This window comes from Kineococcus sp. GCM10028916 (assembly GCF_042674865.1).
In the GTDB taxonomy this organism is placed as follows: domain Bacteria; phylum Actinomycetota; class Actinomycetes; order Actinomycetales; family Kineococcaceae; genus Kineococcus.
Genome location: NZ_JBHTFM010000001.1, coordinates 415,158 through 441,171, shown reverse-complemented (window position 1 = coordinate 441,171; position 26,014 = coordinate 415,158). Strand labels below are relative to the sequence as shown.

General features: G+C 71.3%; 26 protein-coding genes and 1 pseudogene. 18 read left to right on the top strand and 9 right to left on the bottom strand.

Features of this window, described 5'->3' with window-relative positions:
- Positions 1 to 11: 11 nt before the first annotated feature.
- The gene (locus ACFQ46_RS02135) at positions 12 to 1,985 is read left to right on the top strand and encodes a primary-amine oxidase (protein ID WP_380256802.1); all 1,974 of its coding nucleotides are present in this window, start codon (positions 12 to 14) and stop codon (positions 1,983 to 1,985) included.
- 128 nt (positions 1,986 to 2,113) lie between these two features.
- On the opposite strand, the gene ACFQ46_RS02130 is transcribed toward ACFQ46_RS02135, so the two are convergent.
- Positions 2,114 to 3,268 carry an ROK family protein gene (locus ACFQ46_RS02130; RefSeq protein ID WP_380256696.1) on the bottom strand — a complete coding sequence of 385 codons (1,155 nt, stop codon included), beginning with the start codon at positions 3,266 to 3,268 and terminating at the stop codon, positions 2,114 to 2,116.
- A 187-nt stretch (positions 3,269 to 3,455) separates the two neighbouring features.
- On the opposite strand from ACFQ46_RS02130, the gene ACFQ46_RS02125 reads away from it, so the two are divergent.
- The 14 genes and pseudogenes from ACFQ46_RS02125 to ACFQ46_RS02060 form a co-directional block, all read left to right on the top strand.
- A complete protein-coding gene (locus tag ACFQ46_RS02125; protein WP_380256694.1) occupies positions 3,456 to 4,574 on the top strand; it encodes a Gfo/Idh/MocA family protein in 1,119 nt (372 codons plus the stop codon).
- Positions 4,571 to 5,521 carry a sugar phosphate isomerase/epimerase family protein gene (locus ACFQ46_RS02120; protein ID WP_380256692.1) on the top strand — a complete coding sequence of 317 codons (951 nt, stop codon included), beginning with the start codon at positions 4,571 to 4,573 and terminating at the stop codon, positions 5,519 to 5,521. Before ACFQ46_RS02125 ends, ACFQ46_RS02120 begins: the two co-directional genes overlap by 4 nt.
- Positions 5,522 to 5,547: 26 nt before the next feature.
- Positions 5,548 to 6,672 (top strand): PotD/PotF family extracellular solute-binding protein, encoded by a 1,125-nt coding sequence (locus tag ACFQ46_RS02115; RefSeq protein WP_380256690.1) that lies wholly within the window; start codon positions 5,548 to 5,550, stop codon positions 6,670 to 6,672.
- The gene (locus ACFQ46_RS02110; RefSeq protein ID WP_380256688.1) at positions 6,672 to 7,655 is read left to right on the top strand and encodes an ABC transporter permease; all 984 of its coding nucleotides are present in this window, start codon (positions 6,672 to 6,674) and stop codon (positions 7,653 to 7,655) included. The genes ACFQ46_RS02115 and ACFQ46_RS02110 overlap by 1 nt, the downstream gene beginning before the upstream one ends.
- On the top strand, positions 7,652 to 8,470 hold the full coding sequence (locus ACFQ46_RS02105; RefSeq protein WP_380256686.1) for an ABC transporter permease: 819 nt from the start codon (positions 7,652 to 7,654) through the stop codon (positions 8,468 to 8,470). Before ACFQ46_RS02110 ends, ACFQ46_RS02105 begins: the two co-directional genes overlap by 4 nt.
- Positions 8,463 to 9,554 (top strand): ABC transporter ATP-binding protein, encoded by a 1,092-nt coding sequence (locus ACFQ46_RS02100; protein ID WP_380256684.1) that lies wholly within the window; start codon positions 8,463 to 8,465, stop codon positions 9,552 to 9,554. Before ACFQ46_RS02105 ends, ACFQ46_RS02100 begins: the two co-directional genes overlap by 8 nt.
- A gap of 897 nt (positions 9,555 to 10,451) precedes the next feature.
- A complete protein-coding gene (locus tag ACFQ46_RS02095) occupies positions 10,452 to 11,045 on the top strand; it encodes a hypothetical protein (RefSeq protein WP_380256682.1) in 594 nt (197 codons plus the stop codon).
- A gap of 200 nt (positions 11,046 to 11,245) precedes the next feature.
- Positions 11,246 to 11,911: a hypothetical protein gene (locus ACFQ46_RS02090; protein ID WP_380256680.1), complete on the top strand. Its 666-nt coding sequence runs from the start codon at positions 11,246 to 11,248 to the stop codon at positions 11,909 to 11,911.
- Positions 11,908 to 13,587: a hypothetical protein gene (locus ACFQ46_RS02085; protein ID WP_380256678.1), complete on the top strand. Its 1,680-nt coding sequence runs from the start codon at positions 11,908 to 11,910 to the stop codon at positions 13,585 to 13,587. Before ACFQ46_RS02090 ends, ACFQ46_RS02085 begins: the two co-directional genes overlap by 4 nt.
- Positions 13,580 to 14,335 (top strand): hypothetical protein, encoded by a 756-nt coding sequence (locus ACFQ46_RS02080; RefSeq protein ID WP_380256676.1) that lies wholly within the window; start codon positions 13,580 to 13,582, stop codon positions 14,333 to 14,335. Before ACFQ46_RS02085 ends, ACFQ46_RS02080 begins: the two co-directional genes overlap by 8 nt.
- Positions 14,336 to 14,387: 52 nt before the next feature.
- Complete coding sequence (locus ACFQ46_RS02075) at positions 14,388 to 14,735, top strand: DUF4193 domain-containing protein (protein ID WP_380256800.1); 348 nt, start codon at positions 14,388 to 14,390, stop codon at positions 14,733 to 14,735.
- Positions 14,736 to 14,828: 93 nt separating this feature from the next.
- Positions 14,829 to 15,032: a hypothetical protein gene (locus ACFQ46_RS02070; RefSeq protein WP_380256674.1), complete on the top strand. Its 204-nt coding sequence runs from the start codon at positions 14,829 to 14,831 to the stop codon at positions 15,030 to 15,032.
- Entirely contained in the window at positions 15,017 to 15,337 is a 321-nt protein-coding gene (locus ACFQ46_RS02065) for an ArsR/SmtB family transcription factor (RefSeq protein ID WP_380256672.1), read from the top strand. The genes ACFQ46_RS02070 and ACFQ46_RS02065 overlap by 16 nt, the downstream gene beginning before the upstream one ends.
- Positions 15,334 to 15,762, top strand: a pseudogene (locus ACFQ46_RS02060) (SRPBCC domain-containing protein); the annotation flags it as partial. The gene ACFQ46_RS02065 and the pseudogene ACFQ46_RS02060, both read left to right, overlap by 4 nt.
- Here ACFQ46_RS02060 and ACFQ46_RS02055 read toward each other — a convergent pair.
- The 8 genes from ACFQ46_RS02055 to ACFQ46_RS02020 form a co-directional block, all read right to left on the bottom strand.
- Positions 15,670 to 16,497 (bottom strand): CDP-alcohol phosphatidyltransferase family protein, encoded by an 828-nt coding sequence (locus tag ACFQ46_RS02055; protein ID WP_380256670.1) that lies wholly within the window; start codon positions 16,495 to 16,497, stop codon positions 15,670 to 15,672. The pseudogene ACFQ46_RS02060 and the gene ACFQ46_RS02055 overlap by 93 nt on opposite strands.
- Positions 16,498 to 16,541: 44 nt before the next feature.
- The gene (locus ACFQ46_RS02050; RefSeq protein WP_380256668.1) at positions 16,542 to 17,363 is read right to left on the bottom strand and encodes a DNA polymerase beta superfamily protein; all 822 of its coding nucleotides are present in this window, start codon (positions 17,361 to 17,363) and stop codon (positions 16,542 to 16,544) included.
- A gap of 43 nt (positions 17,364 to 17,406) precedes the next feature.
- Positions 17,407 to 18,357 (bottom strand): nucleoside hydrolase, encoded by a 951-nt coding sequence (locus tag ACFQ46_RS02045; protein WP_380256666.1) that lies wholly within the window; start codon positions 18,355 to 18,357, stop codon positions 17,407 to 17,409.
- Between the two features lie 9 nt (positions 18,358 to 18,366).
- Positions 18,367 to 19,170 carry a nitroreductase family protein gene (locus ACFQ46_RS02040; RefSeq protein ID WP_380256664.1) on the bottom strand — a complete coding sequence of 268 codons (804 nt, stop codon included), beginning with the start codon at positions 19,168 to 19,170 and terminating at the stop codon, positions 18,367 to 18,369.
- A gap of 6 nt (positions 19,171 to 19,176) precedes the next feature.
- Positions 19,177 to 19,488, bottom strand: coding sequence for a hypothetical protein (locus ACFQ46_RS02035; protein WP_380256662.1), 312 nt, complete (start codon positions 19,486 to 19,488; stop codon positions 19,177 to 19,179).
- A gap of 34 nt (positions 19,489 to 19,522) precedes the next feature.
- Positions 19,523 to 19,699, bottom strand: a complete 177-nt coding sequence (locus ACFQ46_RS02030) for a DUF1059 domain-containing protein (RefSeq protein ID WP_380256660.1) — start codon at positions 19,697 to 19,699, stop codon at positions 19,523 to 19,525.
- A gap of 158 nt (positions 19,700 to 19,857) precedes the next feature.
- Entirely contained in the window at positions 19,858 to 20,874 is a 1,017-nt protein-coding gene (locus ACFQ46_RS02025) for a TerC family protein (RefSeq protein ID WP_380256658.1), read from the bottom strand.
- A 145-nt stretch (positions 20,875 to 21,019) separates the two neighbouring features.
- The gene (locus tag ACFQ46_RS02020) at positions 21,020 to 22,213 is read right to left on the bottom strand and encodes a PucR family transcriptional regulator (protein WP_380256656.1); all 1,194 of its coding nucleotides are present in this window, start codon (positions 22,211 to 22,213) and stop codon (positions 21,020 to 21,022) included.
- A 253-nt stretch (positions 22,214 to 22,466) separates the two neighbouring features.
- On the opposite strand from ACFQ46_RS02020, the gene ACFQ46_RS02015 reads away from it, so the two are divergent.
- The 3 genes from ACFQ46_RS02015 to ACFQ46_RS02005 are packed head-to-tail and all read left to right on the top strand — an operon-like array spanning position 22,467 to position 25,923.
- A complete protein-coding gene (locus tag ACFQ46_RS02015; RefSeq protein WP_380256654.1) occupies positions 22,467 to 23,762 on the top strand; it encodes a D-alanyl-D-alanine carboxypeptidase family protein in 1,296 nt (431 codons plus the stop codon).
- Positions 23,762 to 24,562 (top strand): glycerophosphodiester phosphodiesterase family protein, encoded by an 801-nt coding sequence (locus tag ACFQ46_RS02010; RefSeq protein WP_380256652.1) that lies wholly within the window; start codon positions 23,762 to 23,764, stop codon positions 24,560 to 24,562. Before ACFQ46_RS02015 ends, ACFQ46_RS02010 begins: the two co-directional genes overlap by 1 nt.
- Positions 24,559 to 25,923: an MFS transporter gene (locus ACFQ46_RS02005; RefSeq protein ID WP_380256650.1), complete on the top strand. Its 1,365-nt coding sequence runs from the start codon at positions 24,559 to 24,561 to the stop codon at positions 25,921 to 25,923. The genes ACFQ46_RS02010 and ACFQ46_RS02005 overlap by 4 nt, the downstream gene beginning before the upstream one ends.
- Positions 25,924 to 26,014: the final 91 nt, after the last annotated feature.

The following is a 26,014-nucleotide window of genomic DNA, read 5'->3' as shown; positions in this document are numbered from 1 at the left end:
GAGCCCCCGTGATCCGCCACCCGCTGAACCGCCTCACCGCGGAGGAGTTCGACGCCAACCGCGAGGTCCTCCTCGCCGCCGGCCTCGTGAGCCCGACGACCCGATTCCCCGTCGTCACCCTGGCCGAACCCGCCAAGGCCGACGTGCTGGCCTGGGAGGACGGTGACCCTGTCGAACGCCGGGTCAAGACCGTCCTGCTGGACCGGGCCGACAACGCCGTCACCGAGGTGCTCACCGATCTCGTCCGCCGCGAGGTGCTGAGCACCCGCGTCGTCGACGTCCGCACCGAGGGCCAGCCGCCGATCATGCTGGAGGAGTTCGGCATCGTCGAGGAGATCCTCTGGGCCCACGACGGCTGGAACGCGGCCATGACCCGTCGGGGAATCACCGAACACCGCCGGGTCCGGATCTCCGCGCTGTCCGCCGGGACCTTCGACATCCCCGGCGAGGAGGGGCGCCGGCTCACGCGCTGCCTGGCGTTCCTGCAACTGAACGACGACGACAACGTCTGGGCTCACCCCATCGACGGTATCGTGGCCTACGTCGACCTCAACACCCGTGAGGTCGTGGAGCTCCTCGAGGACGGCCGACAGCACGACCTGCCCCGCCAGTCGTACGACTTCCACCTCCCGCAGGCCGAGCGAACGAGCCAGAAGCCGATCCTCGTCACCCAGCCCGAAGGGCCGAGCTTCACCGTCGAGGGCGACGTCGTGGAGTGGGAGGGCTGGCGCTTCCGCCTCGGCTACACCATGGTCGAGGGCCTGGTACTGCACCAGATCGGGTTCCGGGACCGTTCGCAGGGGAACCGGCTACGCCCAGTGGTCTACCGCGCCTCCATCGCCGAGATGGTCGTCCCCTACGGTGACCCGAGCCCGGTGCGGTTCTGGCAGAACTACTTCGACGCCGGTGAGTACTCCCTCTCCCGCGAGGGCAACTCCCTCGCGCTGGGCTGCGACTGCCTGGGTGAGATCCGTTACTTCGACGGCGTCGTCCACGACGACGACGGCCACGCCCGCACCATCACCAACGCCATCTGCATGCACGAGGAGGACCACGGCCTCCTGTGGAAGCACACCGACGGTTACAGCGGGGCCTCCTCGACCCGGCGTCAGCGCCGCCTCGTCGTGTCGTTCTTCATCACGGTCGGCAACTACGACTACGGCTTCTACTGGTACCTCTACCTCGACGGCACGATCGAGCTGGAGTGCAAGGCGACCGGCGTCGTGTTCGCCTCTTCCTACCCCCAGGACGTCGAACGCGGTACCTACCCGTGGGCCAGCGAGGTCGCTCCCGGCATCGCCGCCCCGTACCACCAGCACCTCTTCTCGGCCCGCCTCGACATGCAGGTGGACGGGAACGTCAACGCCGTCGACGAGCTCGAGGTCGAACGGGTCCCGATGGGGCCCGAGAACCCCTACGGCAACGCCTTCACCCGGCAGAGCCGGCGGCTGCGCACCGAACTGGAAGGGGTCCGCGAGGCGGACAACCGCGTCCAGCGGGTGTGGGCCGTCAGCAACCCCGACGTGCTCAACGCCGTCGGCGAGCCCGTGAAGTACGTCCTGTTCCCCGAGGGACAACCGACCCTGCTCGCCGACGAAGGCTCCTCGATCGCCCGCCGGGCCGCGTTCACCACGAAGCACCTGTGGGTCACGGCGTACGACGACGCACAGCGCTTCCCTGCCGGCGACTACGTGAACCAGAGCGTGGGCGGGCGGGGCGTCGACACCTGGATCCAGCAGGACCGTTCGATCGACGGAGCCGACGTCGTGCTGTGGCACACGTTCGGGCTGACGCACTTCCCGCGTCCCGAGGACTGGCCGATCATGCCGATCGACACGACGGGTTTCGTCCTCAAGCCCGAGGGGTTCTTCGACCGCAACCCCGCGATGGACACGCCCGACCCGGCGCGCGGGCGGACGATCCACGGTGAGTCGGTAGGCGGGCACTCGGCGGGTGGAGAAACGTGCTGCCACCCGGACCGATGACCTCGGAGCGATGACCTCTGCGACCGTTCCCGCCGGGTCTCACTGAACCGGCGGGTCGTACCGTTCGGCGTGTGCTCGATCACGCGAGCTCGGGTGGGGCAATCATCCCGGTCGCCCCGGCTGACCGCTCAGGCCTCCTCGGCCTCCTCCTGCGGGCGAACTTCCGGGACGCCGGCGTGGAAGTCCGCCCGCAGCGTCTCCACGCACATCCGCAGGCAGCCGACGAGGACGCTCCGGTCACCGAAGCGCGAGCCCACGACGCGCGTGCGCACCGGCCGGTCGTTCCCGACCAGCACCCGCTCCAGGGCGGGCACGAGCAGGTCCTGCACCATGCCCAGCGTTCCGCCGAGGATGATCTCCTCCGGCGCCAGCATCCAGGCGATCGTCGTCACGGCGGGTGCCAGGCTGCGGGCCAGCCGATCCACTTCGGCCAGCCCGGCCGGGTTCCCGGCGCGGGCGGCCGCGACGAGCGCGGTAGCGGTGTCGTGGTCGCTCCCGGCCTGGTCGGGCAGCCCGTGGAGCAGGGGGCTGCGCAGCGGTCCCAGCCCCAGTGCCGGTGCCCAGGTGATCTCGCCCGCTGCTCCGTCCAGTCCGCGGTGCACCTCTCCGCGCAGCACGATCCCCAGGCCCACGCGGTCGCTGTCGGAGAACAGGTAGGCGAAGTCCTCGACGTCGTCCTCGCGTGACCACTTCTCCCCCAGCGCTGCGAGCTTGGCGTCGTTCTCGACGTGCACCGGGCCGGCGACGAGTTCCCCGATCTCCTCGGCCAGGGAGAAACCCGTCCAGCCGGGCATGGTCATCGGCAGGTCGACCGTTCCGTCGTCGTGCACGATGCCCGGCGTCGAGACGGTCGTCGCGACGACGTCGGCCGGAGCGATCTCGGCCGAGCGCAGCAACCCGCTGACCAGCCCGCGCAGGTGCTCCAGCCGGTCGGTGCGACTGGTGGCCATCGGCAGCGGCTCGGCGGCCTCGGCGACGACGTCCGCGGCGAGGTCGGTGAGCGTGGCAGTGATCTGCCCGGCGTCCAGCTGGATCGCCAACAGGTTCCCGGCGTCGTAGCGGAACGCGAACACCCGCGCCGGGCGACCCTTGGGCCGCCCGGACGTCGGGGGCGCGAGCTCGACCACCTGCCCGAGGGCCATGAGGTCGTCGAGGATGAGTTCCAGCGTCCGGCGGGACAGCCGCAGTTCCCGTTGCAGGTCGGCCATCGTCGCCGGACTGCTCCGGTACAGGGCGTCCAGCGTCGATGCGGCGTTGTGCTGGCGCATCGCAAGGTGATCCATGAACAGCTCCTCTCCACTCGGAAACATACCGGTTACAGGGAGAGTATTGCTATCACCGCGCACAAAGCAGTAGCGTCGTTCGCAGGACGTCCTCCCGCAAGCTCACAGGACGTCCTTCCAGTGGCTCGGACCCCCGTCGCGACGGGCGGCGACCACAGCGTCTCTCTCCAAGGGAAGCGGTGACCCCATGAATTCCACCGGTACCGTCACCGGCGTCGCCATCGTCGGCTGCGGCAACATCTCCGGCGCGTACTTCCGCGGCCTGCAGCGGTTCGCCGACCTGCGCGTCGTCGCCTGCACCGACCTCGACGCCGACCTCGGCCGTGCGGCGCAGGAGCGCTACGGCGTCTCCTTCGTCGCCTCCGTCGAGGAACTGGCGGCCCGCGACGACGTGGACGTCCTCGTCAACCTCACGCCTCCGCTGGCGCACGAGAGCGTGATCGCGAACCTCGTCGAGACCGGCAAGCACGTCTTCACCGAGAAACCCCTGACCGCGTCCTTCGCCACCGCGGCACCACTCGTGGCTGCGGCCCGCGCGGCCGGAGTCACGCTGGCCTCGGCACCCGACACGTTCCTCGGCTCCGCGGGTCAGACCGCCCGCGCCGCCGTGGACGACGGGCTCGTCGGTGACGTCATCGGGGTCACCGCGTTCGTGACGCACAGCAAGGCCGAACTCTGGCACCCGAATCCCGGCTTCCTGTTCACCCGCGGTGGCGGTCCGGCCCTGGACATGGGTCCCTACTACCTCGCGGGCCTGGTCAACCTGCTCGGCCCCGTGGCCTCGGTGTACGCCACGGCCCGCACCGGGGCCACCGTCCGCCCGGTCACCGCACCGGGTCGCACCGTCGAACACGTCGAGGTCACCATCCCCACCCACTCCTCGGCCGTCCTGGAGTTCGCCTCCGGCGTGGTCGGCACGGTGATGGCCAGCTTCGACGTGTGGGACCACGAGCTACCGTTCCTGGAGCTCTACGGCACCCGCGGCACCCTCAGCCTGCCCGACCCGAACGACTACGACGGCACCGTCCGGTTCCGCCCGCACGGCGCGGAGTCCTGGCAGGACCTGGCGCCGGTCATCTCGGCCTTCACCGCTGCCACCGCGGAGGCGAGCCTGCCACTGCGCGGGCCCGGGGTGGCCGACCTCGCCGAGTCCCTGCACGGCTCCAGCCTGCGCGTCGGCGCCGACTTCGCTCTGCACGTCCTGGAGACCCTCGACGCCCTGGCCCTGGGCACCGACGGCGTCCGCCGCGACCTGACCACCACCTGCACCCGCCCGGAACCGTCGAAGGAGACCTGGACCCAGTGAGCACCTCCCCGCGCGCCTTCGGCGTCGACCTCATCACCTTCTTCCACCACGACTTCTGGGGCCTCTCCGACCGCGCCCAGCTGAGTGACCCCACGGCCCTGGAGCCGGTGAAGTTCTGGAACAGCGTCTTCGACGGATTGCAGGCCGCCGGGGTCCGCGAGCTCGAGATGACGTTCGCCCCCGCCGACCGCAAGAGCGCCCTGTCCGCGTTCGGCTCCGTCCATGCGTTCCGCGCCGAACTGGACCGCCGCGGGCTGAGTGTCGTCAGCAGCTACTTCGGCGACATCGAACACGCCACGGACATCAGCGACCCGGCGGTGCGCGAGGCGATCCTGCAGGCTGCCGACACCGAGGCGGAGTTCCTCGCCGCGCTCGGCGCGAAACACCTCGTCGCAGGGTTGCCCATGCGCCGCAACGACCCCAGCGGCTCCGGGCTCCTCCCCGTCGACATGGCCACCGCGCTGCCGATCGCCGACCTGCTGCACACCGTGGGCGCGGTCACCGCCCGCCACGGCGTCACGCTGGCGTTGCACACCGAGAGCCACTCGGTGTTCTGGAACGCCCGCGACGTCGACCTGTTCCTGCTGCTGACCGACCCGCTGCTGGTCTCCTTCTGCCCCGACACCGGTCACCTCCTGCTCTCCGGCAGCGACCCGGTCCAGGTCGCGGCCCGCCACAGCGACCGCATCGCGCTGGCGCACTGGAAGGACGCCAGCGGCGCCATGCGTGAGGACGTGCAGGTCGACGACACCGTGTTCGCCAAGCACCAGCCCTACTTCCGCCCCGCCGGTCAGGGCGTCATGGACTGGTTCGCCTGGGCGCGTCTGCTGCGCGACATCGGGTACTCCGGAGGTGTGCTGCTGGAACTCGACGTCGCCGCCGACCCGGTCGCCCAGCTGACCCAGGCCCGCCAGTTCCTCGAGAACGTCACCCGCACCATCCTCTGACCTCACCCCCTCGAAGGAGAAGGCTCGTGAACCTCGTGACCCACAACCTGATGACCCGCAAGTCCGCCCTGCGGCTGATGGCGGGCTCCGCGATCACGATCGCCGGCGGCGCCGCCCTGTCCTCCTGCTCGTTGGACTCCAACGCGGGCACCGACTCCAGTGAGAAGACACTCACGGTCGCCATCTGGAAGGGGTACGGCGCCGACCTGCCCTGGGTCGCCGAGGCGTTCAAGGAGAAGACCGGGGCGACGCTGAAGTTCCAGTACATCGACTCCCTGGCCAACCTGCTGCAACTTCTGGCCAAGGCCGACGGGGCGATCGACGTTGCGCTACCCAACATCCAGTACATCGGGGACGGCATCGACCAGGGCCTCTTCCACGAACTCGACACCAGCAAGCTGTCGAACTACGCCGACATCTACCCCGAGTTCGCCGAGCGGGCGGAGATCCGCAAGGGCCAGACCCTCTACGGCATCCCGTGGACGTGGGGTAGCACCGGCCTGTTCTTCAACGGCAAGCAGGTCACCCCGGCCCCGGATTCACTCGCGATCTTGTGGGACCCCGCCTACGCCGGGCGCACCGCTCTCATCGACGACGCGAACGTGCTCGTCCCCATCACGGCACTCCACCTCGGGCAGGACCCGCAGAACCCGGACATGGCCACGCTCACCCCGGCGCTGCAGCAGCTGAAGGACAACGCGAAGCTGACGTACTCCTCGAAGGACGACCTGGCCAAGGCCGTCGCCAGCGGCGCCGTCGTCGCGGGCATCGCGAACTCCGACGGCATCGGCGGGCTCATCGCCTCCGGTGAACCCGGCGCATCCGACCTCGTGTACGTCGTCGCGAAGGAGGGCGCCGTGGGCTGGATCGACAACTGGATCATCGCGGCCAGCACCACCAAGCTCGACCTGGCCTACGAGTGGCTGAACTACATGACCAGCTCGGACTACCTGAAGAAGTGGGCGGAGACCCCCGAGGACGCCGCCCCGGCCCCCGCGAACGAGGCCGTCGCCGCTTCCCTGGACGCCGACACGCTCACCCGTCTGCAGGCCCAGCCGGACAAGATCTCCGCCCTGGCGTTGCAACTGCCGCAGCCGGACGACGTGCTGCAGTCGTGGACCGACGCCTGGACCCAGGTCAAGGCCTCCTGATGAGACCGACCACCGACGCGGGGGGCTCCCCCGCGCTACGACGGGCGGGGACCACGGCACTGCTGCTGGCCCCCGGCGGGATCCTGCTCGTGCTCTTCGCTGCCCTCCCGCTCGTGGCACTGCTCATCATCGGCTTCAGCACCGGCGACGGCCTCGGGTTCGACAACTTCGGCCAGGTGCTGGGTTCCTCGACCTACGTCCCGCTGCTGGTCAAGACGCTGCTCATCGCCTTCGCGGTCACGGTGATCAGCATCGCCGTCGCGTGGCCCGCGGCCTGGGCGCTGGCCCGGTACGTGACGCCGAAGCGCCGGCCCACCGTGCTCGGGCTCGTCGTCATCCCGTTCATCACCTCCCAACTGCTGACCATCTACGGGTTCGTCGTCCTTCTGCAGGCCGGCGGACCCATCATGTGGCTGCTGTCCTCGGCCGGGCTGACCTCCTCGCAGTCCTCGCTGATGTACACCCCGACGGCAACGTTCCTCGTCCTGGTCGTCGAGAGCCTGCCGACGGCGATGCTCGTCCTGTACTCGGCCTCGGAGCAGGTCGACGGTTCGCTGCTCGAGGCGTCGCGGACGCTGGGCGCCGGCCGGTTCACGACGTTCGCGCGGGTCGTGTGGCCGGTCTGCTCATCGATGGTGGGGGTGAACTTCGCGTTGACGTTCGTGCAGACCGTCGGCGCGTTCGCCGAACCCGCCATCGTTGGCGGCCCGAGCGGGCAGATGTACGGCAACACCATCGCCGCACAGCTGCAGCAGGGCGTCCACCGCGAGTTCGCCATCGCCCTGTCCCTGGTGATGCTGCTGGCCAGCCTCGTCGTCGTCGCCCTGGTGAGCGGCCTCCTCGGCTGGCAGCGGACCCGGGAGGGCGGGTCGAACGCGCGCACTCCCGCCACGCCGGCGCTCCCCTCAGGCGTCGAGCGCACCGCCGAGGCCCCGGCCACATCTACGTCTACGTCGACGTCCACGGAAGGAGCGCTCCGGTGACACGGGCCGTACCCCGCCTGCTGAAGGCCTACCTCGTCGTCGTCCTGACCCTCATGGCGCTACCCCTGGTCAGTGTCATGGCCCTCTCGCTCAACGAGTCCGCCTACGGAACGTTGCCGTTCTCCTTCAGCACCCGTTGGTACGAGGCGCTGGCGTCGAACTCCAGTCTCGTCCAGGCGCTGATCACCAGCCTGAACCTGGCTGTCCAGGCGATGGTGTTCGCAACGATCGTCGGCACTCTGCTCAGCCTGGCCCTGGTGCGCAGCGGCAAGGCCGTCAACCTGCCGGTCAACGGGCTCCTGCTGGCTCTGCTGACCGTCCCCGCCCTGGTGCTGGCCGCGGGGTTCGTCATCGTGTTCGACTGGATCGGGTTGGGCTCGAGCTCGACCTCGCTGGTGCTGGCCTCGGTGGTGACGTCGCTGCCCTTCGTCGTCCTCATCGTCAGCGGCCGGCTGCGCGACCTGGACCCGAACCTCGCCCAGGCCGCACGGTCGCTGGGCGCGGGGCCGGTGCGGGTGTTCACCACCGTGACCGTACCGCTGGTCGGGCCGGCCATCGTCGCGGGCGCGATGCTGGCGTTCTTGACGACGTTCAACAACTTCGCCATCCAGCTGTTCCTCTCCCCCATCGGGATCTCGACCCTCCCGGTGCAGATCTACTCGATGGTCCGCCTCGGCGTGACCCCCGATGTGAACGCCCTCGCGACCCTCATCATCCTGGCCACCATCGCCCTCGTGGTGGTCATCACCTGGTTCTCGGGCAACGCGGCCCGGTTCCTCTCGACCTCCAAGAACAGCGAGGAGAACGATGGCTGAGCTGACGATCTCAGGCGTCTCGAAGTCCTTCCACGGCACGACCGTCCTGCACCCGCTGGACCTGCAGGTCCCGGACGGCAGTTTCTGCGCCATGCTCGGGTCCTCCGGGTCGGGCAAGTCGACGTTGCTGCGCATCGTGGCGGGCCTGGAGGTTCCCGACGGCGGGGCGGTGCGCATCGGCGGCCGCGCCGTCACCCGCACGCCCGTGGAGAAGCGGAACATCGGTTTCGTCTTCCAGAACTACGCGCTCTTCCCGCACCTGAGCGTCCGGGCCAACGTGACGTACGGCCTGAAGGCGCAACGGATCCGCGGCGCCGAAGCCCACCGGCGGGCCGAGGACATGCTCACGCTGGTCGGCTTGAAGGGATACGGTGACCGCTCCCCCCAGCAGTTGTCCGGCGGCCAGCAGCAGCGCGTAGCCCTGGCCCGCGCACTGGTCACCGAGCCCGACCTCTTGCTCCTCGACGAACCGCTGTCCGCGCTGGACCGCAAGATCCGCGGCGACATGCAGCGCGAGATCAAGCGCATCCACCGCGAGACGGGTTTGACCACCATCATGGTCACCCACGATCAGGAGGAGGCCATCGACCTCGGCGACAACGTCCTGCTGCTCGATCAAGGCCGCGTCCAGCAGAACGAGGCTCCCGAGGCCCTCTACCGCGCGCCCCGGAACCGTTTCGTCGCTCAGTTCCTCGGCGCCCACCACGTCGGCTGCGGAACCGTCCGCACCGACGGCCTGAAGACCCACGTCGACCTCGGTGGACTGGTCTTGCCCAGCGCCCGCCACGACCTGGTCGTGGGCAGCGCCGTGGACGTGCTGATCATGTCGGAGAAGGTGCGAGTCTTCTCCGCCCCCACGGCCGGTGCGTCGGTCGGTCGATTGGGACCTGTTGACTTCTTCGGTCCGATCGCCCGGACGGAGATCAACGCAGGCGAGACCACGATTCCGGTGACCATGCTGTCGCAGGATTCTGAACAACTCACCACCGGCGCTGACGTCTGGTTCACGATCGCGCGCGAAGGTGTGCACGTCTTCCCCACCGAGTCCTCAGCGAGCAGCGCGCCGTTGCCCTTGCGGAACTGACAAACGTCGGACGAGGCGCCACCCGAGGACGACGCCTCGTCCTGCGCACGCCGAACGATCCCCTTCCGTGCACAGTCACCCGCTCCCGCAGCCTCTCCGAGTACTCCTTCGACGCAGCCGTGGAGACCGTCACCCTCTCGTCAGTCGGAGGTCTCCATCACGTCCGACTCTTCACCGGGTCTGGCCGTCCCTGTTCACCGCGGAGGTCGCGGACATCGTCAGCGACCTCCGCTCGGGCTCGTCCGGTGCGAGCGCCACTGCTCGCTCGGGCGGAACCAGGCTGTCGGTGGCACCCGTCACCAGGTGCACCACGTTCTGCAGCGGGTTCACGGCATCCCCGACGACCTGCTGCTCTTCGGTCCGCCGGTCCAGTCACCGAACCCGGTGACGAAGAGCTCGCCCCCCGCAGGAGCAGGAGCAGGACACCCACCGCGAGGGAGGTACTGCCCAGGCGTCACCCGGGGACGTTCCGCCGGTCGTGACGAGGCGCGTCGCAGGTCATGACGTTCCCGTTCCCCGTGAAATCCCCGCGAAACCAACGAACACGCTCGAGGACCTGCGCGCCACGGAAGCCTCAGCGCAACCCGCCCGGCGCACCTGCACGACCACCCTCACGCGCTACCTCCTGCGGCGCCGGTCCTCACTCGATCGTGGCGACTGAGCCGCGTCGGGCCGTACCGGATGCGCCCAGGTCCAGCACGTGATGTCGTTCCACCCGTACGCGGGTACTCAGGAGGAGACGTCATGGGACTACTGGACCGCTTGTTCGGGCGAGGCCGGGACGGCACCGAGCGGGTACGTCGCCCGGCGCCACGACAAGCCCCACCGGCGCCTGCCGGCAGCGGCGCCACTGCCCCGCAGGACCCGGACCGCGCAGCGATCGAGCGGTACCGCTACATGCTGCGCACTGCTCCGCCGGAACAGCTGGAGGAGGCGCACGCTGAAGCCTTCGCGAAGCTCGACCCCGACCAGCGCCGGCAGGTCCTGGAGCAGCTGTCCTCGGTCGTCCCGGTCTCTGAGCGAAACGGCGAAGACCCCCGGAGCCTGGCCCGGGCCGCTACCCGTGCCGAGGTCCGACAGCCGGGGACGCTGGTGCAGATCTTCAACGGCCCTGCCGGTTACGGCGGCGGGTTCGGCGGCGGGTTCGGCGGCGGGTTCGGCGGCGGGTTCGGCGGCGGCGCAGGCCTGGGCGGGACCTTGCTCACGAGCGTGGCGGGCGCCTTCGTCGGCACCGCCATCGCCGAGGCGCTGATCCCCGACGACTTCGGCAACGAGCACTGGGGCGACGACCAGGCCTACGAGGCCGGCGAGCAGCAGGGCTACGACGAAGGCTATGACCAGGGCAACGACGCCGCAGCGACCGGTGACGTCACCAACGACGACGCCGGGTACGCCGACGCCGGCTACGGCGGTGGTGATCTCGACGGTGGCGGTTTCGACGACGGGAGCTTCGACGACGGCGGTTTCGACGGTGACGATCTCACCGTCTGAAGGGGGCGGGTGATCGACCTCCCTCGTCACTTCGAAACCTCGCTGTACCGGACCCGTCCCGCCCGGACCGGGTGGACGCTGCGGAAGCGTCACCGAGGTCCTGCGACACGACGGTTACGACGTCGGACACGCCCCCTGACAACCCGGATCGAGCATGTCAGGGCTGTAGCGTGGCGTCATCGCCGACCCGGAGACGAGCCATGCCCCAGCAAGCCACGATCACCGAACCCCCCATCGGGGGAACGCGCGCGCAAGCCCTGTTGGGCGTGAACCCCGCCCAGCTGAACCGCCTGCGCGAGGTGGGTCTGCTGGGCGACGAAGAAGCCCTCCGAGCGATGCAGACCGAGGGCGGGCACTGGCGCTACGACGAGGCCCGTGTGCGCGAACTCGCCACGCGGGCCTGGGTGGACCTGCCCAGCCCTTCCGCCGATCTCGCCGTGCATCTCGCTCCCCTGACCCCGGATCCCCTGCACCGCGGCGGACGCCGGTACCAGGGGTGGCACGCCTTCGCCCACAGCCGCGGGCTGAGCGCAGCTGAGCGTGAGGACGCGTGGGCGGGGTGGTGGATCTGTCGCCCCGAGCGCTACCTCGGGGCCGCCCTGGTCGGTGACGTGTGCGGCTTCGTCGTCGAGGTGGCCGCCATCCGCGGCTTCCACCTCGCCGACGACGGGCGGGTGCGCTTCGAGCTGAGCCGGGCGACGAAGCAGGTGCGGGCGCGCTACGCCGGGCGACGCTTCCGCGCCGCGCAGGGAGCAGCCGTTCAACCCCTGGGCCCGACGCCGACAGCGACCGCGGCCGGGACGACCACCAGGACGGCCTCGAGACTCACCACGACGACGTCACGATCGACAGGAGTCCTCCGATGAGACCCGCCCCCTGGAAGGTCCGCCCCGTCGCGACCGTGTGGCTGGACTTCGTCACCGGTGTCGGCGTCACCGACAGCGGTGCCCGCACCACCCCCAAGATCACCGGACGCCGCAAACGTCCCGCCCTGGTCGACCTGCTCGACACCGCCCACAACCTCTCCGCCGAGCGGATCATGCTGACCGGGAAGGTCCCCCAGCAGGGCCTGGGTGAGCAGCACTGGCTCATCACCGAGACCCCCGGCTGGAGCGCCGGAGGGCACTGGCTCTCCAGCCCTCCCACCGGGCGCTTCACCCACGACATCACCGGCCGCAAGCTCGAGGTCCGCCTGGCCTCGGAGTGGTTCACCTCCCCCGACGCCTCCCTCACCCCCGACGAAGCCCGCCAGGCCTGGGTCGCCACCTCGGAGGCGCTCAAGTCCGTCGCCCGGGACGCGGAACTGCTGAAGTCCCCGGCCGCGACGGGAACGCAGTTGTGGGCGCAGTCCCTGCCCCGCACCCTCGATCCCGAACCCCTCGACCCCGAGACTGCTGAGTTGTTGCACCGCACCGCCGGGCAGCACCGCATCGAGCACCTCACCACCGGCGCCGGTGCCTGCGCGTGCGGGTCCTGCCGACCGCTGGTCGACGTGGGCGAACAACCCCGGGGTGGGTTCGCCTACGTCGACGGGCGTTTCATGTACGCCGCCCTGTGCCGCGAACTCGGCACCGGCCCAGCACGGCGCCTGACCGGGGAGCAGGCCGAGGAACTCCTGGAGTCCAACCCCTACGCCCGCGCCCGCTTCCACGTCCGCTTCACCGTCCCCGACGGCTGGGACACCCTCGGTGTGCTCCCCCTCGCCCACGACGACGCCGACGAGGGCTGGCACTACCCCAACGTCCCCGGAGCCCACGGGCAGACCTGGGTCGACGGGGTGGAACTGAAGATCGCTCTCGACCACGGCTGGGGCATCGAGTTCCTCGACGGCCTCGAGTTCACCAAGGCCCGCGTCCTGGACACCTGGGCCGACCGGCTGCGTCGCGCCCGCGAGCGCCTGGCCGGGGCTCAGGACCTGCCCCCGGCGGTGCGGGCGGCGGCGGTCAGCGCGATGCGCGCGATCCTCATCCAAGGGATCGGGGCGTTCGCCTCCCGGGGACGGGAGACCACGCAGGTGGTGTGGTCCGCGCGGGACGTGCCGCCTGCGGCGGCGGCGACGTTGGTGCGTCACGGGGAGGCGTTCGTGTTCCGCACCCGTGCGCCGCGCCCGCAGGGTCAGGCCGCGGCGCTGTACCGCCCGGAGTTGGCGGCGCAGGTCTGGTCACGGGGTCGGGCCCGGGTGCTGGAGTGTCCGACCGCGTTGTCTCAACGTCTGCCCGGCATCGGCTTGACCCGGCTGGGTGGTGCGTTGGAGGTCGATCCGGCGACGTTGCTAGCCGTCAACGGTGACGCGATCTACACCACCGAGGTCCCGGGGTGGTCGCTACCGGTCGCCACCGGTGGCGGCGATGACGGCGACGTCGGGCGGATGCGCCTGCAGGGGTGGCTGCCCGCAGTGAAGCTGCCGACGACCGGGGCTGAACGCAACCGGTTGCGCCAGCGCGCCGAGGCGGCGGGGACTGGTTCAGCATGGTCGACGCCGTCTTCCGATGTCGCGGTGGACGCGGCTGACGAGGTCAGCGTGGAGGTGGCGGGTGCCTGACTCCTCGACTCCCAGCGCGGCGGACCTGATCGCCGACCTGCGGGCCTACGGGCTCAGCGTCAGTGAGATCGCCCGCGAGCTCGGCCGGTCCCCCCGCATGATTCGCAAGGTCGTGCAGGGGCAGAGCAGCGGGCAGCTCTACGTCACCGCCCTGAACGAGCTGGTTCAGACCGGGCGGACCCAGGCGCCGCCCGCGCGACGGCGCGGACGCGACGGTGAGCTCATGCGGGTGCGTGCGCCTCGAGGAGCCTCCGAGCCGACCCGCCGCCCTGAAGAAGGTGCGGGATCTCAGCAAGCCGAGGCCGCTGGACAGCCGCAGTCGCCCGCCGGCGGCGGCCAGCCCTCCCCCGCTTCAGGTGGACGAGCAGGGCGGGGCAGTGGGTTCAGCGACAGCACGACCTACCTGCCGGGCGGGGTGCGTCAGCACACGGTGACGGCACCACGCAGTGAAGGCAGCGGGCGGGAGCGGGCTCGCCAGGGCCTGCTGGGGGCGTTGCGCCGCGCCGCGCGCAGCCAGCGCGGGGGCCGCAAGAACGTCCGCTTCCGCGTGACCCTGCAGAACGGGACGACCGTCGAGGTCGGCGCCAAGGGCGGCTACGCCGTCTCCAAGGCCCTGGCGCGTTCGCGCAGTGAGGGCGACGACCCGTTCGCCTGGCTGGCCGGGGAGGTCGCGGATCGGCAGTACCTGCAGAAAGCACTCGCCCAGGAGAACCTGAACATCGTCGGGGTGGAGGCGACGATCTACTGATCGCCGCACCGGATTCGGGTCACTGCGGAGACGCATCTGCAGCCCTGCTGCGATTCACTCAGTCGACCGGAGGGCATGCCCCACAGCCGAGTGGCTTGGACCTGACGCACCGTGCAAGACCGACGAGGACCTCGAGACCGACTCGATCGAGGAACTGAAGACCCGGCGCACGGAGAAGACGTCGTCCTCCCGCGTCGATGAGGACGAGACCGACGCCGCCGAGGGCTTCGAGCTGCCCTGTGCGGACCTCTCCGGTGAGGAACTGTCGGTGCAGGTCCTGCCGCGTCAGCAGGACGAGTTCACCTGCACCAGCTGCTTGCTGGTCGAGCACCGCAGCCAGCTGCACGCCGCCCAGAACAGCAGTGACGATCAGCTGATCCGCCCCGACGGTGCCGACTGACTGGATCAGTGCTCCTCCGCCCGGCTGACACGACCCGACGGTGGCCGTCGTCAGAGACGACGTCGTCGCCAGGTGCGCTCGCTGGAGCGGGGTGTGGGCGGGGCAGTTCGCCTCGGCGTCGACGACGTCGCCCTCACGGTGCTGCAGCGGCTGGTCGACGCCGTCGGTGACGTCCTCGACGCCCGCCGCCGACCGGGTCCCCCGGCCCGACCCGTCCCCGGGTTGACGGCGACCGGTCGTCGCGCTGTACTTGTCGAAGTCGTCAAGTACGGGAGACCCACGTGGATGACCAGTTGAGCGTCACCTTCGCCGCCCTCGCCGACCCCACCCGTCGAGCCCTGCTCGCCCAGCTCGCCCGGGGTGAGGCGACCGTGAACGAACTCGCCGCGCCGCACGCGATGACGTTGCCCGCGATCTCCCGGCACCTCACGGTCCTGGAGAGCGCCGGACTCGTGGTCAAGGGCCGGCGGGCGCAGTGGCGGCCCTGCCGGCTCGCCACCGAGCCCTTGTGGGCCGTCGACGACTGGATGGACGACTACCGGCGGTTCTTCACCGACCGGTTCGACCGACTCGCCGAGCACCTGTCGAAGGAGACGCCATGAGCACGGGACCGAGCACCGAGACCACAGGGCGCAGCATCACCCTGGTCCGCGACTACCCCGTCGCCCCGGAACGGGTGTTCGCGGCCTGGACCGAACCCGGAGAGCTGGAGTGGTTCTCGGGACTGCCTGCAGCGCAGTCGCAACCGAGCGTGGACCTGCGCGTCGGGGGGTACTGGCGGGTCCTGCTCCAGGAAGGGCCGGGAGGTCGGCGCTACGCGACCGGTGGACGCTACCTGCAGATCGACGCTCCGCACCGGCTGGTGTTCAGCTGGGGAGCGGTGGGGGGCTGGCCGGAACTCGACCCCGACGACGTGGACGCCACTCCCCTGGTGTCACTGGACTTCGTCGCCACCGACGACGGAACGCGCATGACGGCCCGACTCAGCCTCTCGGAGAACCTCGAGGCGGGTCAGGTCGAGCACTGGTTCGGCCTGGGCATCCGGGAGGGCTGGACGACGACGATCGACCGCCTCGCCGGTGCGGTGGGCTAGCAGGGTCAGGGCGTCCCGCCCGAAGGAGAACACCAGGCAGGCCAGGGCGAGGACCAACCCGGCCCGCGCCGCCGGCACCGGCACCGGCACGACCGGGACCAGGGCGATGATCAACGCGACGGCCTGGACGACGGCGAACACCTTGCGGGAGTAGCGGAACGGCAACTCGTCCCGCAGTCGCGGCAGGACGCTGGCCGCGCCGACCCACAGGTAGCGCATCGCGCCGATGGCGATCACCCAGAACCCCTGGGTGAGCGACGCGGTCAGCGAGAGCACCAGCAGCAGGGCGGCGTCGACCTCCATGTCCAGCCGGGCGCCGGCGGGCGTCGCGGTACCGGTGCGGCGCGCGACGTAGCCGTCGACGCCGTCGAGCACCAACGCCGGGACGGCGAGCCCGACCAGCCACCACGGCCGCGGCCCGACGACCCCGGTGAGGGCGAGGACGGTGACCGTCGCGCACCCACCCACGAGCACCGTCCGGGCCAGCGTCACCCGGTCCGCAGGGCCCGACCAACGGTCACGGCGCGACCCCACGGCGACCGCGGCGCACGCGACCAGCCCGATGCCGGCGATCGCCGCGGCCCCCTGCGACAGCGCCACCCCGGCGTAGAAGGCCAGGGCGGCGCAGACCAGCACCGACACCGCCAGTGCGATCGCACCGTCACGCACGCTCTTCCCCATGGCGGGCACAACGAGGCAGCCGCGGGGAAGGTTCAGCGGGCCCAGAACTCCTGGTGCGACCGCGTCAGCCAGCCGTCCACCCAGGCCCGGTCGCCGGACTCCGGCAGGTCGCTCGCCCCGACCGCGGCGAGCAGGTCGGCCTCCAGGTCCGCGACCCACGCCTCGACGTCGGCCACGGCCCACTCGCCCCGGCGCACCGAGCGCAACGCGTCCAGGTCCGGACCCGGCACCGGCAACGTGACCCGACCGGTGCGCAGCAGCTCCAGACCCTGCAGCCCGAGCCGCAGCGCGTGGGTGGCCGGTTTCGGGGCGTAGCCGGGACCGGAGCGCCGCGCCCGCACCGCGGCCCGACGACCACGTTCGCCGAGGAACGCGGCGCGCTGCGACCGCAGGTAGCCCAGGAACCGTCGTCCGGTCGTCCGCGAGGCGAAGCGGTGGGCGTTCTCGCGCAGTTCCCGGCCGGCGTCGGTCACCGCGACGACCTCGGCGTCGGGAACCCACAACGGCAGCAGCACCGTGGGGTTCCCGGCCAGGGCCAGCCGCGCCCACTTCCGGGCGCTGTACACGACGACGTCGAGGTCCCCCGGGCCGGACCTCTCGGCCAGCCCGCGCGGGCGGGCCCAGGCGGTGTGCAGTTCGTACTGCTCGAAGGGGATCTCGCGACCGCCCGGGGTGCGCACCCGGGCGAGACCGGTCACGAACTCCACGGGCTCCAGGCACAGGCCGAGTTCGTCGCGGTCGTCCTGACCGGCGAGGGCGGTGCCGTGCACCCCGCTGCCCACCTGGGTCAGCAGCACGGTGCCGGCCTCGGCGAGGCGGCGGGCCTCCTCGCCGGCGTGCGGGTGTCTGATCACCGGTTCAGGCTAGGCAGCGGGACCTGCACTCCGCCAACCGTTTTCAGAGCCGGGACAACCGCTCGAGCAGGGTTCCGGCGAAGTCGCCGGAGATCTCCAGGGCGACCCGGGTGCCGCCCGGGTAGACCGTCGGGAACCCCTGGTAGACGTCGCGCAGGTCGGCGATCGTCTGCCCGCGGCCCGGTCCGTCGGTGTGGTCGACGACGACGGGAACGGTCGGGGCCACCGCGAGCTCCACCTCGCCCGTCGCGACGGCCGCGGCCAGCGGGTCGTGCAGGACGGCGCAGGGCCGGCCGTAGCGCTGGGCGTAGAACGCGTAGTAGTACTCGAGCATCTGCGCGATGGCCGTGGTGACGGGGGTTCCCACGGCGAGGAGTTCCTGGCGGTGCGATTCCTCGAAGACGTGCTTCATCGTGACGTCGAGGCCGATCATCGTCAGGTCGAAACCCGCCGTGAACACGGTGTGGGCGGCGAGCGGGTCGTTGGCGACGTTCGCCTCCGCCAGCTCCGACACGTTCCCCGGTGCCATCGCGGCACCACCCATGACGGTGAACCTCCCGACGAGTTCGGGCAGCCGGGGTTCGAGTTCCAGGGCGAGGGCGATGTTGGTGAACGGCCCGATGGCCAGCAGGTTGAGTTCACCGGGGTGCGCACGGGCGGCGTCGACGATGGCCTGCGCGCCGCTCGTGCCGGTGGGCTCGGCCGCGGCGCGCGGCAGCGTCACCTCACCGATCCCGTTCACACCGTGGACCTCGGGCGCACCACCGGAGTAGGCGTGGTCGAGGAAGTCGTGGGCGCCGACGCTGACGGGGACGTCGGGCCGGCCCATCATGGCGAGCAGGTCCAGGGTGTTGCGGGCGCCGCCGGCGGCGTCGAGGTTGCCGCTGACGGTGGAGACACCGACGAGGTCGACCCCCGGGGTCGCCGCCAGCCAGCCGATGGCCATGGCGTCGTCGATGCCGGTGTCGCAGTCGAGGAAGAAGGGCGCGTTCACCACCGCAGTCTAGAGACCGCTCTCGGCGTCCCAGCCCTCCTGGGGCGTGCGGCAGTCCTCGCGGAAGACGAACTGCGACACCCGCCGCCGTTCGTGGCTCGACCAGTCGATCACCGGGCGACGGGCCTGCTCGGGGAGGTAGCCGATCCGGTAGACGGCCATCAGCTCGAGGTCGTCGGGGACCTTCAGCAGGTCCACGAGCGTCTCCCAGGCCCCGGGGACCTCCATGGGGAAGCTGACGAACTGGATCCCGAGGCCGAGCTCCGTCGTGGAGAGCCAGACGTTCTCCATCGCCGCGCCCATCGAGAACAGCGAGTAGAAGCCGGACAACTCCCCCGGCCGGTACTCCGCGCGGTCCAGCATCACCCCCAGCAGCAGCGGGGACCCGGCGACCAGGTCCCGGTTCTGGCGGCCGAGCTTGCGCGGGACCCGCAGCAGGTTCATCACGAACTGCCCGCGTCGGGTGAACACGCTGCGGGTGAAGGGGCGCAACGGCGCGGGGAGCTTGTCGAAGAGCATCCCCGAACGGCTGCTCTCCATCTCCTCGGCGCTGAAGCGGAAGTAGCGCTTGTAGCGCTCGAAGAACGTCCCGTTGCCCATGGCCGTCGTCATCGACGCGCCGCTGACCCGCGCGACCTCGGCGATGGTGTCGCGGGACTCGACCAGGACGAAGCGCCACGGCTGGCTGTTCAGCTGCGAGGGGGCCCGGGCGGCGACCTCCATGAGGATCCGCTGGTGCTCCGGGGTCACCGGGTCGGGCAGGAACGCCCCGTTGGTGGTCCGTCGGGCGGCGATCGCCGCGCGCAGTTCCACGGCCGCTCAGCTCGCCAGGGCGGCGACGTAGGCGGGGGCGGCGCTGCCGGCGATGACGGGGTGCCAGCGCGTGCGGGCCGAGACCGCCGGGATCGCCAGCAGCGGGAGCGCCGCGGGGAGGAGGCGGAAGAAGGCCCGGTCGCGGCGCAGGGCGAGCTCGGCCCCGGCGGCGGCGGTGAGGACGGCGGTCGCGACGTAGACGGCGTGGTGCACCCAGCGGAACCCCGAGGTGTCCAGGACCCGGGTGGCGACGGCCGCGCCGAGGGCGCAGTTGGCGAGGTAGCTCGTGGCGGCGGCGGTCAGCAGCGGGGTGCGCACGGGCGCAAGTGCACCACGCAGCGCGGTGGCGGGCTCAGCGGACCTCGCGGATGGCGAGCAGCACCTGCCCGACGAGTTCGGCCGGGACGTCGCGCAGCCCGTGGTCGTGGCGGGCGTGGCCCGAGACCTCGTTGAGGATGGAGTCGCTGTCGTGGGCGGTGAAGGTGCGTGAGCACCCGGCGACGACGTCGCCGCAGGAGAACTGCTTCACGGTGGGAGGGCTCCATTCCTGACGCCGCTGGGCTCGACGGTCAGTCACCGTTGTCGGCCTGCACCGACTCCGACCTGAGCCCGGCGTGAGGAACCCGCCCGGACGGCCGAACGCCCGCCCACCCGGGAGGGGTGGACGGGCGTTCGGGGCGTTGCGGTTCAGTGCTTGTCGACCGGCTCCCCCGCGGGTTCGTCGGTGGACTCGTCGGTGGACTCGTCGGTGGAGTCCCCGTCCACCGCGGCCGGAGCCGGGTGGCGCAGGCTGAGCACGATCGCCAACGTCAGCGAGATCACGATGACGCCGAGGCTGACCCAGGTGGGGATGTGCGGGATCGAGGGGCTGATGACCTCGTGCCCGGCCTGGAAGAACAGCTTCACGCCGATGAAGGCGAGGATGAAGGCCAGCGCCTTGCTGAGCAGGTGGAAGCGCTCGAGCAGACCGGAGAGCAGGAAGAACAGCGCCCGCAGCCCCAGGATGGCGAAGGCGTTGGAGGAGAAGACGATGAACGGTTCGCTGGAGACCGCGAGCACGGCCGGGACGCTGTCGACGGCGAAGATCAGGTCGGCGGCCTCGATGGCCGCGACGACGGCGAGCAGCGGGGTGCCGTAGCGCTTGCCGGCTTCCTTGATGAAGAACTTCGTGCCGTGGTACTCGTCCTTCAGCGGGATGACCCGCTTGAGCATCCGGACACCGATGTTGTTGCTCTGGTCGCTCTCCTCGCCGTCGTCGCCCTTGAGCATCTTCCAGGCCGACCACAGCAGGATGGCGCCGAAGGCGAAGAGGATGACGGTGAAGCGCTCGACGACCGCGACGCCGACGCCGAGGAAGATGGCGCGGAAGATCAGGGCGCCGAAGACCCCGAAGAAGAGGACCCGGTGCTGGTACTCACGGGGGACCTTGAAGTACCCGAAAATGAGCGCGAACACGAAGAGGTTGTCGACGGAGAGGCTCTTCTCCAGCAACCAGGCCGTCGTGTACTGGGTACCGGCGTCGACGCCGTAGGCCCAGAAGATGATGCCGCCGAAGGCCAGCGCGATCGCGACCCAGACGGTGCTCCAGATGGCCGCCTCGCGGAAGCCGATGACGTGGGCTCCACGGTGGGACAGCAGGTCGATCGCCAGCATGACGACGATGACCGCGCCGAGCGCCAGCCAGGCCCACAAGGGGACGTTCAACCCCAGGTCCACTGTGATCTCCCGGTGTGTGAGGTTCGTGACGACGTTTGTCGCTTTCACCCATGATGACTGCCGAGAGGTGGCAAAGCGGAGTCGAGAATTGGACGACTTGGCGGCTCTTCCTTGCCGAAGTCCGGCAAGGTCGTCAGCCGCGTTCCCCCGGCCAGCCCAGTGCCCGGGCGGCGAGCACCGCCGCCTGCAGCCCGAAGCGGTGCTCGGAGCGGGTCGCGTCGATCCCGGTGAGGTCGCGCACCCGGGCCAGGCGGTAGGTGACGGCCCGCACCGACAGGTGCAACCGCCGCGCGGTCTCGGTCGCGTTGCCGCCGGAGTCCAGGTACGCCTCGAGGGTCGCCAGGACGGGTTCCACTCCCCCACGCACCTGGCGCAGCGGGGCCAGCGTCGACTCGACGAGGTCCCGGGCGACGCCCGGGTCGCGCAGCAGGACCTCGTGGACGAGGAGGTCGGCCGCGTCGGCCACCGGGTCCCCCGTGCCGAGGCGGCGGCCCAGCTCCAGGGCGCGTCGGGCCTGCTCGAAGGAGCCGACGACACCCGCGGCCCCCGCGGCGGGGCGTCCGACGCCGGCGCGCCAGGCGGTGCGGTCGGGGGGACCGAGGACGTCGCGCAGCCGCAGGACGACCTCGTCGACCGCGGCCCGGTCGGGGGCGGCGAAGACGACGACGAGGGCGCCGTCCTTGGTCGCCACGAGCGGGTCGGCGTCGGCGACGCTGCCCTGCAGGCGGCGTTCGACGACAGCCAGCTGGGGGCTGCCGTCGCGGAAGGGGGTCTGCGCGCGGACGACGGCGACGGCGTGCGGGCCGGTCAGTTCGAGGCCGAAGCGCGGGGCGCGGCGCAGCAGGCCGCTGACGTCGGCGGTGCCGGCCAGCAGGTCGTCGACGAACTCCCGGCGGTCGGACTCCTCCCGGCGCACGAGCTGGCGACGGGCGAGCTGGTAGCCCTCGGTGAGCGAGGCGACGGCGTCGTCGGTGGCCCGCAGGACGACCTCTCCGGCGGTCACGACCCCGTCGGGGTCCGCGTGCGCGGCGGCGACGGGCGGGAGGTGCCGCCACAGCCGCCACGCGGCGGAGAGGTAGAGGTCGAGCAGGGCGCGCAACGCCACGCCCGAGGTCGCGGCCTCTTCCCCGACGCTGCGGTAGCGGGCGGTGCGAGCGGTGGAGAGCCGGCGTCCTTCGACGACGGCACCCCAGACGGCGTCGAGGAAGTCGCCGAGCAGGGCGGGGTCGATGCCGCCCGCGTCGTCGGCCGCGGCGTGCGCCACGTCGTTCAGGACCACGGTGTCGGGAGGCGTGTGGGGGTGGGACTCGGGGCGGGGCACTGGCACCGCCGGATGATGGCACCACGGGGTCTGGGACGATGCGGAACGTGACGAATGATCAGCCCTCCGGGTTGTGATGCTCGTCACGCCCGTTGTCCACACCTACGTGCCGGTCCTCGTGGTGCCGAGGTTGCGAGAGGTAGTCTCGCCCGCGGTCCTCACCGGACCTCCCCACCGACGCACAGACCGACGTTCCGGACCGACGCTCCGGACGAGCAGACGCAGCCACACCGGGCCAGCGCCCCCGACCACACTGGACGTGCACGACGTGCTCTCACCGCAGGCCCGCCCCGCCCGCCGCTCGCAGCGACTGCGCGCGACCCTGCTCCTGGCCGGAGCCGTGGTCGGCAGCAGCTGCCTGAGCCTGGGCGTCGTCGCGCCCGCGACGGCGGTCACCGTCACGCCCGTCGCCACCACCCCCGTCTCCGTCGGGACCGACACGCCCACCCCGCAGCAGCTCGCCGAGGCGCAGCGCCAGGCCGCGGCGTCCGCGGCGCAGGCCGCGCAGGTCCAGTCCCAGCTCGACGCGGCGCAGTCGCAGTTGGACGCGCTCGCGAAGCAGGCCAGCACGGCACTGGAGAACTTCCAGCGGGCCGACGAGGCACGGCAGGCCGCCGTGACCAAGGAGGCGGTCCAGCAGGAGCGGCTGCGTCAGGCCGAGATCACCCTGGCCGAGGGCAAGAAGGACCTGGGGCAGTGGGCGGCGTCGTCCTACCGCGGTGGTGCGGGTGGGTTGCGGGAGTACTCGGGTCTGGTCGACGTCCTGCGGGGCGGAGCGACCGACGACACCGCCAGCGCCCTCGCCTCGGTGAAGCGCATCGGCGACGGCCGCAGCAACGCCGTCGAGGCCTACGAACAGGCCCAGCGCGACCAGGTCGACGCCACCGCGCAGGCGGCCGCGGCCCGTCTGGAGGCGCAGACCCAGGCCGACATCGCCACCTCCGCCAAGCAGCAGGCCGACGCTCTGCTCGCCCAGCAGCGCACGCAGGTCGCCGCCCTCGCCGTCCTGCAGAGCACGGCCGCCGGCACGGCGAGCTCCGACGCCGAACGCGCGGCCAACCTGGCCACCGCCAAGGCCCAGGCCGACGCGGCCCTCGCGGCGGCCGCCTCGAGCGGGTACGGCGCCGTCGGTGACTGCAACACGAGCATCAGCCTCGCCGGCTACGCGAACGGGCTCATCCCCCGCAGTGCCCTGTGCCCGTTGGCCAGTGCCCCGAACCACGTCCTGCGCTCCGACGCGGCGAACGCGTTCGCGGCGCTGAACACCGCCTACGCCGAGGCCTTCGGCACCAACATCCCCGTCACCGACTCCTACCGGACGCTGGCCGAGCAGATCGACGTCAAGCAGCGCAAACCCGGACTCGCCGCGACGCCGGGCACGAGCCGTCACGGGCTGGGCATCGCCGTCGACCTCGGCGGTGGGATCCAGAACGCCGGCTCGCCGCAGCACCTGTGGATGGACCGCAACGCCGCCCTCTACGGCTGGATCAACCCCGCGTGGGCGCAGAACCGCGGTGGGCAGTTCGAACCGTGGCACTGGGAGTTCACCGACTGATGGTTCCCCGGCCGCCGGCCCGGCACGCGTTCTGCGCGTGGGAGGGACCGATCGCGATGGCCCACCGCGGCTTCTCCGCCACCCGTGAGCTCGCCGGGCTGGAGAACTCGCTGCCGGCCTTCGCGGCGGCGGTGGAGCTGGGGTACCGCTACCTGGAGACGGACGTGCGGGCCACGGCCGACGGGGAGCTGCTCGCCTTCCACGACGAGCGCCTGGACCGGGTCACCGACCTGCGGGGCGAACTGGCGAGGACGCCCTGGGCGCAGGTCCGCCACGCCCGCATCGCCGGGCGGGAACCGGTCCCCCGCCTGGAGGACGTCCTGGGCTCGTTCCCACAGGCCCGGTTCAACCTCGACGTGAAGACGACCTCGGCGATCCCGGGACTGGACGCGGTGCTGCGTCGGACCAGGGCGCACGGCCGGGTCCTGGTGACGGCGTTCGCGGAGGACCGTCGCCGGGCCGCGCTGGCCGCCGTCGGCGGGGCCGAGGCGACGTCGGCGTCCTCGCGCTCCACCGCCCTGGCCCTGGTGGGGGCCGGTGTGCGCACCCCGCCGCTGGTGCGGCGGGCCCTGGCCGGGGTCGACGCCGTGCAGGTGCCGGTGCGCCAGAACGGGGTCGAGGTGGTGTCCCGGCGATTCGTCGACGCCGTGCACGGTGCGGGCGCGCAGGTGCACGTCTGGACCGTCGACGACGCCGTGCAGATCGGTGCCCTCCTCGACCTCGGGGTCGACGGCATCATCACCGACCGCGCCGACGTCCTGCGCGAGGTCCTGCTCGCCCGCGGTGAGTGGTCCGCGTGAGCACGACGCTCGACCCGGCCCTGGGGCGGGCGCGTCGTTCCTGGTACGTCTACGACTGGGCCAACTCCGCGTTCGTCACCACGACCCAGACGGTCCTGTTCGCGCCCTACCTCACGGTGCTGGCCCGCCGGGCGGCGTGCCCGGAGGCGCCGGACGGCTGCACCCGCACCCTGTCCGTGCTGGGGTTGCCGATCGCCCCGGGTTCGCTGGCGCTCTACACGATCACCCTGGCGACGATCCTCGCGGCGCTGGTGCTGCCCTTCGTGGGGGCGCTGGCCGACCGCAGCCGTCACCGGCACCGCCTGCTGGCCGGTTTCGCCTGGGTCGGCGCGGCGGCCGGGACGGCGATGGTCGCGATGGGTGGGGACCGGTGGTGGCTGGGGGTCCTGCTGGCCCTCGTCGCCGTCGTCAGCCTGGTCTGCTCCCTGGTGGTCAACGACGCGCTGCTCTGCGACGTCGCGGCCCCGGAGGACCGCGACAAGGTCTCTTCGCGCGGGTGGGCCGCGGGCTACCTCGGGGGTTTCCTGCTGCTGGCGATCAACCTCGTGCTGGTGTCCACGCCGTCGACCTTCGGTCTCGACGACGAGTGGGCGGTGCGGGTCTCGCTGGCCTCGGCCGGGCTGTGGTGGGGGCTGTTCACGTTCGTGCCGTTCTTCGGTCTGCGGCGGTTGCCGGTCCGCCCGGTGCTCGACCTCGCGCCCGGTGCACGGGGGTCCCTGACGGCGCCGGTGCGCCAGCTGGTCGCCACCCTGGGCGGGTTGCCGGCCCACCCCCAGGTGCTGCGGTTCCTGGTGGCGTACCTGATCTTCAACGACGGCATCCAGACCGTCATCGCGGCGGCGAGCGTCTACGGCCAGGAGGAGCTCGGCTTCAGCCAGGCGCAGCTGCTGACCACGATCCTGCTGGTGCAGGGCGTCGCGTTCCTCGGGGCGCTGCTCTTCGGCCGCCTCGCCGGTCGGTTCGGGGCGAAGCGGACCGTCATGGGTGGGCTGGGCCTGTGGACGGTGGTCGTGGTGATCGCCTTCGGGGTCCCACGGGGTGCGTTCCCGACGTGGCTGGGTCTGGCCGTGCTCATCGGACTGGTGCTCGGGGGGACGCAGGCCCTGTCGCGCTCGCTCTACAGCCGGCTGGTGCCGGTCGGGGCGGAGGCGGAGTACTTCAGCCTCTACCAGGCCGGCGAGCGGGGGACGAGCTGGCTGGGCACACTGGTCTTCGGGCTGGTCGCGCAACTGACCGGTTCCTACCGCCCGGCGCTGATGGCGTTGCTGGTCTTCTTCGTGGTGGGGGCGTTGCTCCTGTCGAGGGTAGATGTGGATGCCGGGGTTCAGCAGGCACGCCGAGGTACCGATCCAGTACGCTGAGTAACCAATCAACCTCGCTGCGCACATGACCTCCACACTCCGAGTGCGGAAGTCGCGGAACAGCGGGGGTCGTCACGGCGTTCAACCATCA

Bases quoted from the DNA above. Each gene is read 5' to 3' on its own strand.
- ACFQ46_RS02100 (WP_380256684.1), top strand. From the start codon at position 8,463: ATGGCTGAGCTGACGATCTCAGGCGTCTCGAAGTCCTTCCACGGCACG.
- ACFQ46_RS02110 (WP_380256688.1), top strand. From the start codon at position 6,672: ATGAGACCGACCACCGACGCGGGGGGCTCCCCCGCGCTACGACGGGCG.
- ACFQ46_RS02130 (WP_380256696.1), bottom strand. From the start codon at position 3,268: ATGGATCACCTTGCGATGCGCCAGCACAACGCCGCATCGACGCTGGAC.
- ACFQ46_RS02090 (WP_380256680.1), top strand. From the start codon at position 11,246: ATGCCCCAGCAAGCCACGATCACCGAACCCCCCATCGGGGGAACGCGC.
- ACFQ46_RS02095 (WP_380256682.1), top strand. From the start codon at position 10,452: ATGCTGCGCACTGCTCCGCCGGAACAGCTGGAGGAGGCGCACGCTGAA.
- ACFQ46_RS02125 (WP_380256694.1), top strand. From the start codon at position 3,456: ATGAATTCCACCGGTACCGTCACCGGCGTCGCCATCGTCGGCTGCGGC.
- ACFQ46_RS02085 (WP_380256678.1), top strand. From the start codon at position 11,908: ATGAGACCCGCCCCCTGGAAGGTCCGCCCCGTCGCGACCGTGTGGCTG.
- ACFQ46_RS02010 (WP_380256652.1), top strand. From the start codon at position 23,762: ATGGTTCCCCGGCCGCCGGCCCGGCACGCGTTCTGCGCGTGGGAGGGA.